The sequence below is a fragment of the Massilia sp. Dwa41.01b genome, from assembly GCF_014171775.1.
In the GTDB taxonomy this organism is placed as follows: domain Bacteria; phylum Pseudomonadota; class Gammaproteobacteria; order Burkholderiales; family Burkholderiaceae_D; genus Telluria.
The window spans coordinates 4675323-4691484 of sequence record NZ_CP050454.1; the positions used below are offsets into that span (position 1 = coordinate 4675323).

12 protein-coding genes and 1 pseudogene are annotated in these 16162 nt (G+C 65.2%); 2 read left to right on the plus strand and 11 right to left on the minus strand.

Features of this window, described 5'->3' with window-relative positions; all coding sequences use genetic code 11:
• Window positions 1-16 precede the first annotated feature (16 nt).
• From G4G28_RS21490 to G4G28_RS21530, 9 genes and pseudogenes are all read right to left on the minus strand, one after another.
• The gene (locus G4G28_RS21490) at window positions 17-2779 is read right to left on the minus strand and encodes a ribonucleoside-diphosphate reductase subunit alpha (RefSeq protein WP_374039749.1); all 2763 of its coding nucleotides are present in this window, start codon (window positions 2777-2779) and stop codon (window positions 17-19) included.
• Between the two features lie 699 nt (window positions 2780-3478).
• Window positions 3479-3649 carry a hypothetical protein gene (locus tag G4G28_RS29470; protein ID WP_182989853.1) on the minus strand — a complete coding sequence of 57 codons (171 nt, stop codon included), beginning with the start codon at window positions 3647-3649 and terminating at the stop codon, window positions 3479-3481.
• A pseudogene (locus G4G28_RS21500) lies at window positions 3650-5111 on the minus strand (sigma-54-dependent transcriptional regulator). It lies immediately after the preceding gene.
• Window positions 5108-6907: a PAS domain-containing sensor histidine kinase gene (locus G4G28_RS21505; RefSeq protein ID WP_229507769.1), complete on the minus strand. Its 1800-nt coding sequence runs from the start codon at window positions 6905-6907 to the stop codon at window positions 5108-5110. Before G4G28_RS21505 ends, G4G28_RS21500 begins: the two are co-directional and overlap by 4 nt.
• A 3-nt stretch (window positions 6908-6910) precedes the next feature.
• Window positions 6911-7162: a PP0621 family protein gene (locus G4G28_RS21510; protein ID WP_182989854.1), complete on the minus strand. Its 252-nt coding sequence runs from the start codon at window positions 7160-7162 to the stop codon at window positions 6911-6913.
• The gene (locus G4G28_RS21515; RefSeq protein ID WP_183107816.1) at window positions 7159-7968 is read right to left on the minus strand and encodes an inner membrane protein YpjD; all 810 of its coding nucleotides are present in this window, start codon (window positions 7966-7968) and stop codon (window positions 7159-7161) included. The genes G4G28_RS21510 and G4G28_RS21515 overlap by 4 nt, the downstream gene beginning before the upstream one ends.
• A 66-nt stretch (window positions 7969-8034) precedes the next feature.
• Window positions 8035-8838, minus strand: coding sequence for an ABC transporter ATP-binding protein (locus G4G28_RS21520; protein ID WP_182989855.1), 804 nt, complete (start codon window positions 8836-8838; stop codon window positions 8035-8037).
• Window position 8839: 1 nt separating this feature from the next.
• Window positions 8840-9664 (minus strand): ABC transporter permease, encoded by an 825-nt coding sequence (locus G4G28_RS21525; protein ID WP_182989856.1) that lies wholly within the window; start codon window positions 9662-9664, stop codon window positions 8840-8842.
• Window positions 9665-9679: 15 nt separating this feature from the next.
• Window positions 9680-10651, minus strand: coding sequence for an ABC transporter substrate-binding protein (locus G4G28_RS21530; RefSeq protein WP_182989857.1), 972 nt, complete (start codon window positions 10649-10651; stop codon window positions 9680-9682).
• Window positions 10652-10934: 283 nt separating this feature from the next.
• Between G4G28_RS21530 and ffh the strand changes: the two genes are divergently transcribed.
• Both ffh and G4G28_RS21540 read left to right on the plus strand, forming a co-directional pair.
• Window positions 10935-12302 (plus strand): signal recognition particle protein, encoded by a 1368-nt coding sequence (gene ffh, locus G4G28_RS21535; protein ID WP_182989858.1) that lies wholly within the window; start codon window positions 10935-10937, stop codon window positions 12300-12302.
• Between the two features lie 267 nt (window positions 12303-12569).
• Window positions 12570-12974, plus strand: coding sequence for an SWIB/MDM2 domain-containing protein (locus G4G28_RS21540; protein ID WP_182989859.1), 405 nt, complete (start codon window positions 12570-12572; stop codon window positions 12972-12974).
• A gap of 260 nt (window positions 12975-13234) precedes the next feature.
• Here G4G28_RS21540 and G4G28_RS21545 read toward each other — a convergent pair whose 3' ends face one another.
• Window positions 13235-14617, minus strand: a complete 1383-nt coding sequence (locus G4G28_RS21545; RefSeq protein WP_182989860.1) for an alkaline phosphatase — start codon at window positions 14615-14617, stop codon at window positions 13235-13237.
• A gap of 20 nt (window positions 14618-14637) precedes the next feature.
• Window positions 14638-16083 carry an alkaline phosphatase gene (locus G4G28_RS21550; protein WP_182989861.1) on the minus strand — a complete coding sequence of 482 codons (1446 nt, stop codon included), beginning with the start codon at window positions 16081-16083 and terminating at the stop codon, window positions 14638-14640.
• Window positions 16084-16162 lie beyond the last annotated feature (79 nt).

The following is a 16162-nucleotide window of genomic DNA, read 5'->3' on the forward strand; positions in this document are numbered from 1 at the left end:
GCGTGCATTTCAATTGTTAAGCGTTCGCTACGATTACTGGCAGGCTTCGCATTCGTCGAAACCGGCGTCGCCCGGACGCAGGTAGCAGGCCGCGCAGCCAGGCCAGTTTATACGTTTCGTCCAGCTTCTTGCCCGAGGCGCCGGCCATGTAGATGTTCAGCGACTGGGCCTGGTCGATCCACTTCTGGCGGCGCGATGCCTGCTCGACCAGCCACTTCGGCTCGACTTCGAAGGCCGTCGCGTAGATCTCGCGCAGGTCTTGCGGCACGCGGTCGATTTTCGACAGCGATCCGTCGAAGTACTTCAGGTCGGCGATCATGACTTCGTCCCACAGGTCGCGTGCCTTCAGGTCGCGCACCAGGTAGCCGTTGATCTCGGTAAATTCGCCCGACAGGTTCGACTTCACGTACAGGTTCTGGAAGGTCGGTTCGATGCAGGCCGACACGCCGATGATGTTCGAGATCGTCGCGGTCGGGGCGATCGCCACGCAGTTCGAGTTACGCATCCCGAACTGCTTGATGCGGTTGCGCACCAGGCTCCAGTCCATCGATTCGCTGGTGTCCTGCTCGAGGTAGCCGCCGCGCTCTTCCGCCAGCAGCTTGATCGAGTCCTGCGGCAGGATGCCGCGGTCCCACAGCGAACCGGCATACGACTCGTAGCGGCCGCGCTCTTCGGCCAGTTCCGTCGACGCCAGGTAGGCGTAGTAGCAGACGGCTTCCATCGACTTGTCGGCAAATTCCACCGCTTTATCGGAGGCGAACGGCACGCGCATCATGTGCAGGCAATCCTGGTGACCCATGATGCCCATGCCGACCGGACGGTGGCGCAGGTTCGAGTTGCGCGCCTTTTCCACGGCGTAGTAGTTGATGTCGATGACGTTGTCCAGCATGCGCATCGCGGTGCGGATGGTCTTTTGCAGCTTGACGTGGTCCAGGCCATCGCCCTTCATGTGCTGCGGCAGGTTCACCGAGCCCAGGTTGCAGACAGCGATTTCGTCGGCGCTGGTGTTCAGGGTGATCTCGGTGCACAGGTTCGACGAGTGCACGACGCCGATGTGCTGCTGCGGCGAACGGATGTTGCACGGATCCTTGAAGGTGATCCATGGGTGGCCGGTTTCGAACAGCATCGACAGCATCTTGCGCCACAGGTCGAGCGCTTCGATCTTCTTGAACACGCGCATTTCGCCGCGCTCGGCCTTGGCTTCGTACGCCAGGTAGGCTTGCTCGAAGGCTTTGCCGACCAGGTCGTGCAGGTCAGGCGTTTCACTTGGGGTAAACAGGGTCCAGTGGCCCTTTTCCATCACGCGCTTCATGAACAGGTCGGGAATCCAGTTCGCCGTGTTCATGTCGTGGGTACGGCGGCGGTCGTCGCCGGTGTTCTTGCGCAGGTCGAGGAATTCCTCGATGTCCATGTGCCAGGTTTCCAGGTAGGCGCAGACCGCGCCCTTGCGCTTGCCGCCCTGGTTCACGGCCACGGCCGTGTCGTTGACCACTTTCAGGAAGGGCACGACGCCCTGCGACTTGCCGTTGGTGCCCTTGATGCGCGAACCGAGCGCGCGCACCGGGGTCCAGTCGTTACCGAGGCCGCCGGCGAATTTCGACAGCAGCGCGTTTTCCTTGATCGCGTCGTAGATGCCTTCCAGGTCGTCGCCGACGGTGGTCAGGTAGCACGACGACAGCTGCGAGCGGCGGGTGCCCGAGTTGAACAGGGTCGGGGTCGAGCTCATGAAGTCGAAGGACGACAGCAGGTTGTAGAACTCGATGGCGCGCTCTTCGCGGTCCGCTTCGCGCAGGGCCAGGCCCATGGCGACGCGCATGTAGAAGGCCTGCGGCATCTCGATGCGGGTTTCGCGCACGTGCAGGAAGTAGCGGTCGTACAGGGTCTGCAGGCCGATGTAGCCGAATTGCAGGTCGCGGTCGGCGACGATGGCTTTCGCCAGGCGCTCGAGGTCGAACTTGCCGAGTTCCTCGTCCAGCAGTTCGTTCTCGATGCCTTTTGCCACGTATTGCGGGAAATAGGTGATGTATTCGGCGGCTGCCCTGGCTTGCGGCACTTCCTTGCCGAAGACTTCCTTGCGGATCGTGTGCAGCAGGATGCGGGCCGTGACCTGGCTGTAGGCCGGATCGGTTTCCATCAGCGCGCGTGCGGCCAGGATGGCGGACTTGTGCAGCTCTTCGACCGGCACGCCGTCGTACAGGTTGCGCAGGGTCTCGGCGACGATGGCGTCGGCGTCGACATGCTTTTCCAGGCCGGCGCATGCGGCGTTCACCAGCGCGTGGACGTCACCCACGTCGAGCGGACGGCGCTCGCCGCCGTCGACCACGTGGATCTGCGGCGCGGCCACTTGCGTGGCGCCGGCGGCTTCCTTGGCGGCGCGGCGCTCTTCCATCTGCTTGGCGCGGTACAGCACGTAGGCACGCGCAACGTCATGCTCGCCCGAGCGCATCAGCGACAGTTCAACCTGGTCCTGCACATCTTCGATGTGGAAGGTGCCGCCGTTCGGCTGGCGGCGCATCAGGGCGGCGACGACATTGTTGGTCAGCTGCTCCACCAGCTCGCGGATACGGGCCGACGCCGCGCCCTGGCCACCGGCCACGGCCAGGAAGGCCTTGGTCATGGCGACCGAGATCTTGTTCGGCTCGAAAGGCACGACAGCGCCGTTGCGGCGCAGGATGCGGTAGTCGGCGCGGGCGGCGATGTCGGCGGCGCTATTGGTGCCACTGAGGCCGGCAGCCGTTCCTGGTTGTGGGTGGATTGAAATGTCTTGGGATGTCTGCATGGGGCCTCCAGGAAGGGCAGTCGTGCTGCCACCGATTTGTCAGACCGCCTGCCGCGCGCGCGGGTGGGCGAATGAACGATTTAAAAAGCAAAAACCACCCCTGCCAGCCTGGCTGAGCCAAGCCGGACGATGTGCTTGCCGGTGAATGTTGCCACGCTTCCAAGGCGCCTAACAAAACCCCCATAGCGGCGTTGCGGCTCCTTGCCGTACAGGCATACTGTCTTCGTCGCCGCGCCTTGCTCTGACGGTTTTGTTAGGCGCCTCAAGCCAGGGCCGCCGTAGGCTGCATTATTTCCTAGCAGCTACACTCTCGGTCCTACGCTTGGGCTCGCTACCACTATATCTAGTGGGGTGGTTTGATATGGGACTAATTGTAGTACTTGGCCGCGCGGCCGTGCAAGTGAATAAATTCTCAATTTCTTGCGTTTTTCGTGTGCGCTGGCCTTGACAATTCAGTCGGCGGATCATTATGCGCGGTGGCCGGTAAGTGAGCACTAACATGCTGCTCAAGTCTTGATCAGCTCGGGCACACCTTGCCCGATTGCGGTGCGTCCCGCACCGTTTTGCACTGGCGAAAAGCCAACGATTTGTGACAGGAAGGGACGGGGCGCTCTGTGACAATTCATGCAATATGCATCCTGTGGCAACACTGTCGTCGCCATGGAAATATTGCCCGCCTCGTGTGCGAGCGCCCTTTTATCAGACGGGTGTGCGTCCGGGCGTCGCCGGCGGGCGTACGCAGGTATTCGCTTCGCTGTCCCAGTTACCGCCCGCCTCGCGGCAGGCCTTGGCATCGTTCTCGTGCTTCATCCACATCAGCGCGGCGATCAGGGCAATGGCTAGGGCGGCATAACGTAGCAGTTTGGGCATTCAATTCTCCGGTGCTTGGATATCGAGTTTCTGCATCTGGTAGCGCAGCTGGCGTACGCTGATGCCGAGCAGGCTGGCGGTCCTGGTGCGGTTGAACTGGGTCTGCTGCAGGGCGCGCTGGATGATGTCGCGTTCGACCTGCTCGAGATAGGCCGGCAGGTTGGACGGCAAGACCTCCGGTCCCACGGCCGGTGCCGGGGATGCCACGGCGGGCACGGAAGCCGGCGCCGGCTCGGCCCGCGCCATCGTCCCCACTGCGCTCGCCGTCACGCCCCGCCGCCTCCGCCAAGGCGGCGCTCTCGCGCCCCGCCTCGCCCGCACGCGCCTTCAGGGACAGGTCTTCCACCTGGATCACGCCGTCGTTGGCAAAGGCGAGCGCCCGCTCGAGCACGTTTTCCAGTTCGCGCACATTGCCCGGGAAGGAATACGCGCGCAAGGCATCGAGCACGCCCGGGCCGAGCGAGGCGCCGCCCGGGCCAGCCAGCCGCGCCAGGATGGCCTCGGTCAGCACCGGCAGGTCGTCGAGCCGCTCGCGCAGCGGCGGCAGCGCCAGTTCGATCACGTTCAGGCGGTAGAACAAGTCCTGGCGGAACAGGCCATTCTCGACGCACCTGGCCAGGTCCTTGTGGGTGGCGCTGATGATGCGCACGTCCACCGGTTCTTCCGTGGTGGCGCCGATCTTGCGCACGCGCCGCTCCCGGATCGCGCGCAGCAGTTTGACCTGCATCGCCAGCGGCAGGTCGGCCACCTCGTCGAGCATCAGGGTGCCGCCGTCGGCCGCCTGGAAAAAGCCCTCGCGCTCTTCGCCGGCGCCGGTGAAGGCGCCCTTGCGGTGGCCGAAGAACTCGGCCTCCATCAGGTTTTCGGGAATCGCGCCGCAGTTCACCGCGACAAACGGCTTGGCGGCGCGCGAACTCTGGGCATGGATTTCGCGCGCGGCCAGTTCCTTGCCGGCGCCGGATTCGCCGGTGATCGCGATCGGTGCCATCGACCGCGCCAGGCGGCCGATCTGGGCCCGCAGCGACTGCATCGCCACCGAGTTGCCGATCAGGCGCGAGGGCGCGGCGCCCTCCCGGCCGGAGGCCACCGCCGGCGCTTCCGACAGCTTCAGGGCCGAGCGCACCATCACGCGCAGCTCGTCGAGCACCACCGGTTTCGAGACATAATCGAATGCGCCAGCTTTTAACGCCACCACCGCGTTGTCGGCACTGCCAAAGGCGGTGATGACGGCGATCGGCGTCTTCGAGCTGCCTGACACCTCGCGCACCAGTTCCAGGCCCAGGCCATCGGGCAGGCGCATGTCGGTCAGCACCAGCGCATAGGCATTGTCGGCCACCAGCCGGCGCGCTTCGCGCAGCGTCGCCGCGCAATCGACATCGAGGCCCATTTTCACGAGGGTGATCTCGAGCAGGTCGCGCAGGTCGGCTTCGTCGTCGACGACGAGGATGCGGGGTGAACTCATGCTGGCCTTTCCTGTTGCTGGCCCGCCGCGGCGGCCGCCAGCGGCTGGGCGAAGGTGATGACAAAACGGCCGCTGCTGCGGTGCGGCTCGGCGCCGGTGGCGTCGAGGCACGTATCGAGCCGAAATTCGTAATCGAGCTTGGCGCCGTTGTTCAGGCACAGCTCGCGCGCCAGGTACAGTCCCAGGCCCGTGCCCTTGCTCGAGGTCGTATAGAACGGCTCGAACAGGTGGGCGCGCACCTCGGACGTGATGCCGGGGCCGTCGTCCTGCACGTGCAGCTCGAGGGTACCGAAGGCATCGAGCTCGGGCCAGATGCGGATGCTGCCGGGCGCGCGGCTGGCGTAGCGGATCGCATTGCCGAGCAAATTGACCAGCACTTCGCGCAGGTGCAGCGCATCGAAACGCACTTCGATCGCACCGAAGCCGCCGAGCCACACTATATCACCGGCCAGGCCCTGGGTTTCGCAGAACTCGGCCTTCAGCTCGGCCAGGAAGGCGGCCAGCAGCAGCGGTTCCGCATACGGCTGCGCCTTGCGCGAGAGCTTCAGGATGTCCTCGACCATGCGGTTCACGCGGGCGACGTTGTCGCCGATGATCTTCAACAGGCGCAGCTCGGCCTTGCCATGCTGGTCTTCGGCCAGCAAGGCCGTGGCGTGGCCGATCGCCGACAGGGGGTTGCGCACCTCGTGGGCGATGCTGGCCGTCAGGCGGCCCATCGACGCCAGTTTCAGCTGCTGCGCCTGGTTTTCGATGGCGCTCACGTCCTGCAGGAAAATCACGCTGCGCGCGGGCCCGCGGGCGGCGCACACGACCTGGGCGAAGCGCAGCTTGAGGTGGGCCGGATGGTCGCGCCGTACGCGCAGGCCGGTATCGCCCGCCACGCTGTCCTGATAGGGCTTGAGAATCACGAAGGCCTCGTCGGGGCCGGTCGCGCCAGTAACCGGTTCGACCGCGGCCACGGCAGGCGGCGCGGCACGTTGCCCATCCGCCCCGCGCCAGGTGGCGAAGGCGCTGGCGACCGGTTCCAGCGCCGCCAGGTCGTTGAGGCGGTAGCCGGCCGCCGCTTCGATGCCGAGCATGCGCTGCGCGGCCGGGTTGGCGGTGTGGACGCAGCCTTCCGGGTCGACCACGAGCACGCCGTCGCCGACGTCGGCGATGACGATCTCGTTGATCGACTGCTGCACCTGCAGGTCGGCACCGCGCTGTGCGGCCAGCTCTTCCTGGCCGATCAGGCGCGCCGCCAGACGGTTGAGCAGCCAGACCACGGCAAAGAAGGCGATGCCATACATCCCGCTCTGCATCAGCGGCGGCTCGCTGTTACCCGTGAGCAGCTGCCAGAACACCTCGAGCAGGATGAAGATCGTGGCCAGCGCCGCCGTGAACAGCGCCAGCAGCAGCGGCGCCAGGATCGCCACGCCGGACAGCGGGAACAGGTAGAGGATGCCCAGCCCGCTGCGCACGCCGCCGGCGGCCAGGTAGAGCAGCGAGATCACCGCCAGGTCGACGGCGATCTGGCTGCTCAGCTGGAGCAGGAAGCGCCGCTTCCACAAGGCGGTGATGCCGCCGAAGCAGAGCGCCGTGGCCAGGTAGAAGAAGCAGGTGCCGGCATAGGCCGACGCCCCGCGCGCACCGCCGCCACGCACCTCCAGGGCAAGGTAGAGCAGCAGCACCAGCGCAATGACGACACGGGTGACGGTGAACGCCTGCAGCGAGCGCCAGAAGGTGGTGCGCGACTGCGTGGACAGCGAGGGCCAGCGCGTGGTGAGCGCGGCGGCGCGCAAGGCTCGGGTAAACAAGGCTCAGTGCGGCGGCAGGCGCACGTGCGACGGACTGCAATAATCGAGGCCGTCGGCGCGCACGGCTTCCGATGCCGGGAAATGCAGGCCGCAATGGGCGCAGCGGGTCATGTCCTCGATGGCCGCCCTTGGGGCGGGCGCAGGCGGACGGCGCGGCGCCGCGTCATCGGCGCGGCGGGCGGCGGCGCGCAGTTTCGAGCGCAGCGCGAACACGATGAGGATGGCCAGGCCGATCCAGAACACGAGGCGGCTCATGCGACGCTCCGGTGCAGCACGACTTCCAGCACGAAGCGGCTGCCGACATAGGCCAGCGCCAGCGTGGCGAAACCGGCCAGGGTGAAGCGCAGCGCCGTCTTGCCGCGCCAGCCACGCCAGCGCCGTCCGGCCAGCAGGGCCGCGAACAGGATCCAGGACAAGAGCGCGAAAATGTTCTTGTGGTCCCAGCGCAGCGCGCGTCCGAACAGCTGCTCGGAGAACACCACGCCCGACAGTACCGTCAGGCTGAGCAGCACGAAACCGATGCCGATCAGCCGGAACAGCAGTTTTTCCATCGTCAGCAGCGCGGGCAGCTGGTCGAGCGCCCCGCCGAACCAGCCCGGGCCGGCCGTGACGGTGCGCGCATGCAGGCGCGTTTCCTGCAGCGCCATCAGCACCGCGTGGAAAGCGGCGATCGTCAGCGTGCTGTAGGCCAGCACGGCGACCGCGACATGCCAGCCGAAAGCGCTCGACTGGGTCGACAGCGGCATGACGGACCCCGGGAACAGCATCGGCAAGAGCGCGGCGGCGCAGGCGCAGGGCATCACCAAGCGGCGCAGGCCGTCGAGGGCGAAGTTGCGGTTCTCGAACCAGTAGGCCGCAACCGACACCCACAGCGCGGCCGAGAGCATGATCGCAAAGCCGATGCGCAGGCTGCCCGGCGCAAAGGCGTCGCCGCCCAAGGCCACCCCGTGCAGGGCCCAGGCCAGCGCGGTGACGCCGGAGATGACGCCGCCCCGGCGCGACGGCAGCAGGGCGCAGGCCGCGTAGAGCAGCGCCGCGGCAAGGAAAAGGGTGTTGTGCATAATCGGCAGTCTACACCAAGGAGAAACGGCCGTGGCGGCCCCTGCCGCCCCGGCAAAGCCGCAGCCTCAGTCGATTGCGGCCATCCTGAGCTCATCGTGGTGATGGCGCTGCTGCTCTTCCATCACCAGGTGGCCCAGTTCGCGCTTGAGGGCGTTGAATTCGGGCGCGGCCGGGTCGCGCATGCGCGGCAGCTCGACCAGGATGTCGCGCTTGACGGTGCCGGGGCGGTAGGTCATCACGACGATGCGGTCGGCCAGGTAAATCGCTTCCTCGATGCTGTGGGTGACGAAGAGGATGGTCTTTTTCGTCTCCAGCCAGATGCGCTGCAGTTCGTCCTGCAGGTTGCGCCGGGTCAGCGCGTCGAGGGCGCCGAAAGGCTCGTCCATCAGCAGGATGGGCGAATCGAGCGCCAGCACGCGCGCGATCGCCACGCGCTGGCGCATGCCGCCGGACAGGTCTTTCGGATAGCGGGCGCGGAAGTCCGACAGCGACAGCATGCCCAGCAGCGCGCCGACACGCTCGCGGATCCGCGCCTTCGGCATGCCCTTGATTTCCAGGCCGAAGCCGACGTTCTGCTCGACCGTCATCCAGGGAAACAGCGCGTATTCCTGGAACACCATGCCGCGTTCCGGTCCGGGCCCCGCGACTTGCGCCCCATCGACGAGGATGCTGCCCGAACTCGGCGGCGAAAAACCGGCCACCGCGTTGAGCAGGGTCGACTTGCCGCAGCCCGAGGGTCCGAGCAGGCAGGTGAATTGCCCGCGCGGGATGTCGAGGTCGATGTCCTGCAGCGCCACCACCTGGCGCTCGTCGCTGGCGAAGACCTTGCCGACTCCCTGGATGCGGATATGGGTGTCCAATGCGTCCATCTCAGTGCTCCAGTCCCCGGTGCCAGCGCAGCAGGTAATTGTTGAGGCGGTTCATGGCGATGTCGATCGCCAGGCCGAGCAGGCCAATGGTGATCATGCCGGCGATGATCTTGTCAGACCAGAAATACTCGCGCGCTTCCAGGATGCGGTAGCCCAGGCCATTGTTCACGGCGATCATCTCGGAGACGATGACGACGATGAAGGCGGTGCCGATGCCGATGCGCACGCCCGACAGGATATAGGGCACGGCCGCCGGCAGGATCACGCGCAGGAACATCGTCGTGCCGCCCGCTCCCAGGTTGCGCGCCGCACGCAGATAGATGCCGTCGACCTGGCGCACCCCGGCAATCGTGTTCATCAGGACGGGGAAAAAGGCGCCCAGCGCGATCAGGAACACGGCCGGCGGATTGCCGAGCCCGAACCAGAGGATGGCCAGCGGAATGTAGGCGATCGGCGGAATCGGCCGCAGGATCTGCACCAGCGGATTCATCCAGGCATACACCGTATTGCTCGCTCCCATCGCCAGCCCGAGCGGCAGCGCCAGCCCGGCGCCGATGACGAAACCCACCACCACCCGGTACAGGCTGGTGAGGGTATCGACGATGAGTTCGCCCGAGAAGGCCCAGGACCACCAGCCGCCCTCGGTGTACGCTTCGTACGGCATCAAAGGCAGCAGGTAGGCCACCCAACGCTCCCAGACCGCGAGCGGCGACGGCAGGATCTGCGGATTGACCCAGCCATTGCTGGCCACCCACTGCCAGATGGCGATGGCCAGCACCGGCACCACCATGCCGACGGCGATGTCACGCCAGTTACGCTTTTTCATGCGGGGCCCGGGTGCTTACTTGATGTTCAGGCTTTTCTTGGCCGCATCCAGCAGGTCGGTCTTGACCCATTCCTTGGCCACCGGCGGCTTGGCCATGCGCCCCACCCCGGTCTTGACCATGGTGTCGGTGGTGACCTGGATGTGCTCGGGCGTGATGTCGTAGGAATACGGCGAATTGCTGATCGCGTCGTTGAAATCGTCGCTGGTGATCTGGCCCTTGAACACGACCTCGCGCACGTATTTTTCTGCCAGCGCCTTGTCGTCGATGAAGGTCTTGGTGGCCTGCACGAAGCAGCGCATGAATTTCTCGGCCACGGGGCGGCGTTCGCGATAGAACTTCTCGGTCATGACCATGGTGCGGATCGGTTCGCCGATCGGGGTGTCATAGGGTTTCAGCACCTCGGCCCCGAAGCCCTTGTTGATCGCCTGCGAAGACTGCGGCTCCGACTGCATCATGGCGTCGATCTGCTTGCCCAGCAGCGCCTGGTTCAGGTCGGCATAGGGCAGGAACACCAGCTGCACGTCCTTGCCCGGGGTGACGTCGGCTTTCAGATTGTGCTTGGCCAGCTCCGCCATCAGGAGCACTTCCTGGATGCCGCCGCGGGTCACGCCCACGCGCTTGCCCTTGAGCTGGGCCGCGCTGGTAATCTTCAGCTCGGGCCGCGCCACCAGGCGCGCGCCGCCCTTGGCAAAACCGGCCACGACATAGATGGGCGCGCCGCCGGCACGGCCGGAAATGGCGGCTTCGGAGGCGGTGGTGCCGACATCGAGCTCGCCGGCGATGATGGCCTGCATCACGTCCAGCCCTTTCGGGAAGATCTTTTCCTCGACCTTGATGCCGCACTTCGGTGCGATTTCCTTGATATACGAAACGGCGCCATAGTGCGCGAACTTCAGGTTCCCGAGCCGCACCACGTCCTGTGCCTGGGCGCCGGCAGCTGCCAGCAGGGTCATTGCGATCAGGGTCTTGCCGAACACTGTAGTCATGCCATCTCTCCGTTATGCTCTCGTCATTCAAAGGGGCTGTCGTGCTGGTGGTGCTGCCGGATCTGCGCTGCCGGATCTGTATTGATTCCGCCGAGAAAAGGCTATATTGGAATGCAAGATGTGTCAAACACGACAAGACGCGTATCCGACAGATCACCCGAGCGCCGTGCAAAAAACCCCTTGTCGCCCCCGCCGCGGCGGGCGGCAAGCCCTTGCACAGGGTAAAATGGCAGATTATCGAAGACCGTCCCACGTCTCCTATTCATATACAGTCAGGTAGAACATGCTAGATAACCTTACCCAACGCCTAGCCAAAGTCGTCAAGACAATGCGCGGCGAGGCACGTCTGACCGAAGCGAACACCGCCGAGATGCTGCGCGAGGTGCGCCTGGCCCTGCTTGAGGCCGACGTGGCGCTGCCGGCGGTGCGCGAATTCATCGCCAAAGTGAAGGAAAAAGCGCTGGGCGAAGAAGTCATCGCTTCGCTCAGCCCAGGCCAGGCCCTGGTCGGCGTGGTGCAGCGCGAGCTGGCGGCCCTGATGGGCGCCGACCTCGGTCCGGACGCCACCCAGCTGTCGTTCGCCCAGCAGCCGCCCGCGATCATCCTGATGGCCGGCCTGCAGGGTGTGGGCAAGACCACCACCGTCGGCAAACTCGCCAAGTACCTGAAAGAACAGAAGAAGAAAAAGGTGCTGACGGTATCGGCCGACGTCTACCGTCCGGCCGCGATCGCCCAGCTCGAATCGGTGACGAAACAGGTCGGCGCCGACTTCTTCCCCTCCACGTCCACCGACAAGCCGGTCGACATCGCCCTCAACGCCCTCGACTGGGCGAAGAAGCACTACCACGACGTCCTGATCATCGACACCGCCGGCCGCCTCGGTATCGACGAAGCGATGATGCAGGAAATCGCCGCGGTGCACGGCGCCGTCAAGCCGATCGAAACCCTGTTCGTGGTCGATGCCATGCTCGGCCAGGATGCGATCAACACGGCCAAGGCTTTCAATGATGCCCTGCCCCTGACCGGCATCGTGCTGACCAAGCTCGATGGCGATTCGCGCGGCGGTGCGGCACTCTCCGTGCGTCACGTCACCGGTAAACCAATCAAGTTCGCCGGCGTGTCGGAAAAGCTTGATGGCCTGGAAGCCTTCGACCCGACCCGCATGGCCAGCCGCGTGCTGGGCATGGGCGACATCCTGGCGCTGGTGGAAGAAGCGCGCAAGGGCGTCGACGAAAAGGCCGCGCAGGACATGGCCAACAAGATCAAGTCGGGCGGCCGTTTCGACATGAACGACTTCAAGGCGCAGCTGACCCAGATGAAGAAGATGGGCGGCATGTCCGGCCTCCTCGACAAGCTGCCGGCGCAGTTCCAGCAGGCCGCGGCCGGCGCCAATATGGACCAGGCCGAGAAGCAGGTGCGGCGCATGTGCGGCATCATCGACTCGATGACGCCGCTTGAGCGCGCGAAACCGGAGCTGATCAAGGCCAACCGCAAGCGCCGCATCGCCGCCGGTGCCGGCGTGCAGGTGCAGGAAGTCAATCGCATGCTGACCCAGTACGACCAGATGCAGACGATGATGAAGAAGCTCAAAGGCGGTGGCCTGATGAAGATGATGCGCGGTATGAAGGGCATGATGCCGGGGATGAGGTAAACCCCATTCCGGCAGGCCTTGATGCCCGCCGGACGTTTTTGCCCTCTTCGCAAGCCGCGCCCGGCTCATGCCCGGTGCGGCTTTTTTACGCCGGTTTTTGCATGGTTTTTCACTCTATGGCCGCAACTGGCACGCAAACCCGGATTTTTGGGCTTATCAGAGTGAAAAAATGGTGAAAAAGACTTGCAGGAACGCTAAAACGCCACCAATATAAGCCGTGCGATAAATTGCGCAACTTTTACTTATGCTCGTTTAGGAGGCTCGAAGATGGCAACAGCCAAGAAATCCCCAGCAGCGCCTGCAAAGAAGGCAGCCGCCGCGAAGCCGGCCGCCGCGGCCAAGCCTGCAGCGAAGAAAGCAGCAGCTCCTGCAAAAGCAGCTGCGCCGAAAGCCGCAGCAGCGAAGAAACCGGCAGCAGCGCGCAAGCCTAACGCCGCGTTCATGAAGGAACTGACGCCGTCGGCCGAGCTGGCTGCAGTGGTCGGCAACAAGCCGCTGCCACGCACCGAAGTGACGAAGAAAGTCTGGGAATACATCAAGAAAGCGGACCTGCAAGCTGCGGACAACCGCCAGATGATCAACGCCGACGACAAGCTGAAAGCCGTCTTCGGTGGCAAGGCACAGGTCTCGATGTTCGAAATGACCAAGCTGATTTCGAATCACCTGAAATAAGAAAACGCCGGCTGTCCATTAGCCTGAACGTTGAAAAGCCCCGGTTGCAAGACCGGGGCTTTTTGTATTTGGGTGTCGATCATACCGTGTCGATCGTTATCGGCTCCGTGATCGTGCCGGATGATCTCGCCGCCAACGATCACCGCGTGGGCAGCGCGCATTCGACCTGTGCTCACCTGTTGCGGGTGGAGCTGCCCACCCTACGTTGGCGTCGCCGCACATTCAACCGTGGGGTGGGCGCCCCGTGGTCACGCCGCGATCTACAAGCCGAACGCCGCCTTCATCAAATCGAACACCCGGGTGTTTTCCATCGTGCCCTTGAACGGCGCCGATCCCGCCCCTTCCGCATACAGCTTCACATCGCCACCGCCGTGCGATTCGCTCGACCAGCGCACGCCCGCCTCCTGGTGATAACCCTCGGCCAGTGCCGCGGCGCTGTCGACGTCAAGACGGGTCTCCGGCCGGTTCGGGCCGTTACCGAAGACGAGCGTGGTAAACGTCTTGCCGTCGGCGTCGCGGGTCGGTTCGCCATTGGCATAACCGCGCACGATGTCGAGCACCGGATTGCCGCGCTTCGGATAGCCGTTCAGCACCATCGTGTGGTCGTGGTCGGCGGTGACGACGATCAGGGTGTTTTCCAGGCCCGGGTCGAGCGCGCGCATGCGCTCCACCGCCGTCCTGATCGCCTCGTCGAAGGCGACCGTCTCGACCAGCGCGTTGCGCGCATTGGTCTCGTGCAGCGCGTGGTCGATCTTGCCGCCTTCGACCATCAGGAAGAAGCCCTTGGGATTGGGCGACAGCAGCTCGATCGATTTCGCCGTCATCTCGGCCAGCGTCGGCTGCTCGGGACGGCGCTTCGACGCATAATCGAGATGGCTCTCGGCGCTGTAGACGCCGACGAACTTGCGGCCCGGCCGGCTCGATGCCATGTCGGCACGGGTACTGGCCACGAAATAGCCCTGCGCCGCGAATTCGGCCATCAGGTCGCGGCCGTCGGCGCGGCCCTTGCGGTTGGTCTTCGCATCGAAAGGCGTGAAGTGGTTGCGCCCTCCTCCCATCAGCACGTCGACGCCGTCGCCCAGGCGCGTGTTGTAGCCCGCGCCACCAGGGACAATCTGCTGCGCGATCTGGTAGCCCATGTCGCGATTGCAGACATGCGAGAAGGTCGATGCCGGCGTGGCGTGGGTCAGCTCGGTGGTGGTGATGGCGCCGACCGCCTTGCCGCGCGCCTTGGCCAGTTCGAGGATCGTCATCGGCGCGCTGCCGTTATTGGCGCCGCAGCGGTCCACGCTGGCGTTGCCGTTGGCGTCCTTGGCGGGATCCCTTGGTGTCGCGTCCTGCATCGAGATCACGTCGTTGTTGATCTTCACGCCGGTCATGTAGGCGCCCATCGAGGGGGCGCTGTCGGTCACCTGGGCATCGGCCGAATAGGTCTTGATGCGCGCGGTGCGCTCGAAGCGTTCGAAGTCGAGCAGGCCGTCTTCGCCCGCCTTGAAGATGCGCGCGGCGGTGATCGTGGTCGGGCCCATGCCGTCGCCGAGGAAGAAGATGATGTTCTTTGCGGAGGGCCTGGCTGCCGGCGCGGCCTGCGCGCCAAGGCTGAAGGCTGCCGCCAGCAGCAGGGAGAGTCGGATCGTGGTCATTGAATGGTCTCCTACGGTGCTCACAGGCCCGCCGCGGTCTTGATCAGGCTGAATACGCGGGTATTGTCGATGGTCCCGCGAAACAGCTCGGCATTCGCGCCGATGGCGCCCAGGTAGACGTCGGCGCCGCCATGGGTTTCGCTGCCCGCGCGCGTGCGCACCACCGCTTCCTGGTGGTAGTCGTCGCCGGCCGCGATCTCGTCGGTCAGTTTCACGTCCTTGCGGCTGCCCGCCACACGGTGTTCGCCCGTGCCGAAGCCCAGGATCGTGAAGGGCGCGCCATCTTTATCAAGCCGCACCTTGCCGTCCGGGAGGCTGCGCACCAGGCCCAGCACGCCCGGATTGCCTGGGGTGGTCTTGCCGGTGCGCGGCGAGTAGCCGTTGATCAGCAGCGTGTGGTCGTGGTCGGCGGTGGCGACGATCAGGGTGTTCTTCAGGCCCGGATCGATGGCCTGCATCCTGTCGATGGCGACTTTGAGCGCGGCGTTGTAGCTGGCCGTTTCCTGCAGCGCGCGCTTGGCCAGCGTGGCATGCAGCGCGTGGTCGATCAGGCCGCCCTCCACCATCAGGAAGAAGCCGTTCGGGTTCTTCGACAGAATGTCGATCGCCTTGGACGTCATCTCGGCCAGGGCTGGCTGCCTGGCCGGGTCGCGCGCGGCCTCGTAGGCGAAGTGGTTCTGGGCGAACAGGCCGATCGCTGGCTGGGCGGCGGGCGCCAGCGCGTTCAATTGCGCGCTGCTTGTCGCGACGCGCCAGCCCTTGCCCTGCAGTTCGGCCAGCAGGTTGCGGCCATCGGCGCGTTTGCCGCCGGCATCCGTGGGCAGGAATTGCTGGGCGCCGCCGCCGAAGACCAGATCGAGGCCATTCGCGCCCGGGGCCGCGTTGTAGCCCGCTCCGCCCGGCACCAGCGCGGCGGCGATGTCCTGTTCCAGCTTGCGGTGGCAGGCATGGGCATAAGTGGCCGCCGGCGTGGCGTCGGTCACGCTGGTGGTGGTAACGACGCCGGCCGCCATGCCCCGCGCCTTGGCCAGTTCGGCCAGGGTCGGCACCGCACGGCCGTTGTCGCAGCGGTTCACGAGGCGGCCGTTCTCGGTCGTCGGCGAGAGCGAACGCGTGTCGGTCGACATCGAGATCACGCCGTTGTTCTGCTTCACGCCCGTCATGTAGGCCGACATCGAGGCGGCGCTGTCCGTGACCTGGGCATCGTTCGAGAAGGTTTTCACGAAAGCCGATTCGGGCAGCGTGTCGATGGTCAGTTCGCCGTCTTCGCCGGCGGCGTAGATGCGCGCGGCGGTGAGCGTGTTGATGCCCATGCCGTCGCCGAGGAAGAAGAGGATGTTCTTGGCCTGGCCGTCGACGGCAACGCGTGTGCCGGCAGTGGCGGTGGATGTCGCGGCCGGCCCGTTGGACGCACAGCCGGCCAGCGCCGCCAGCGTGCACGCGGCGGCGAGAAGTGTCATTCGCATGATGGCATTCGTAGCGGGGAAAGCGGAGAGTCTACACCGCAAACGAAAGGTGTGACCGGTTCACTACGTGTCGATCACA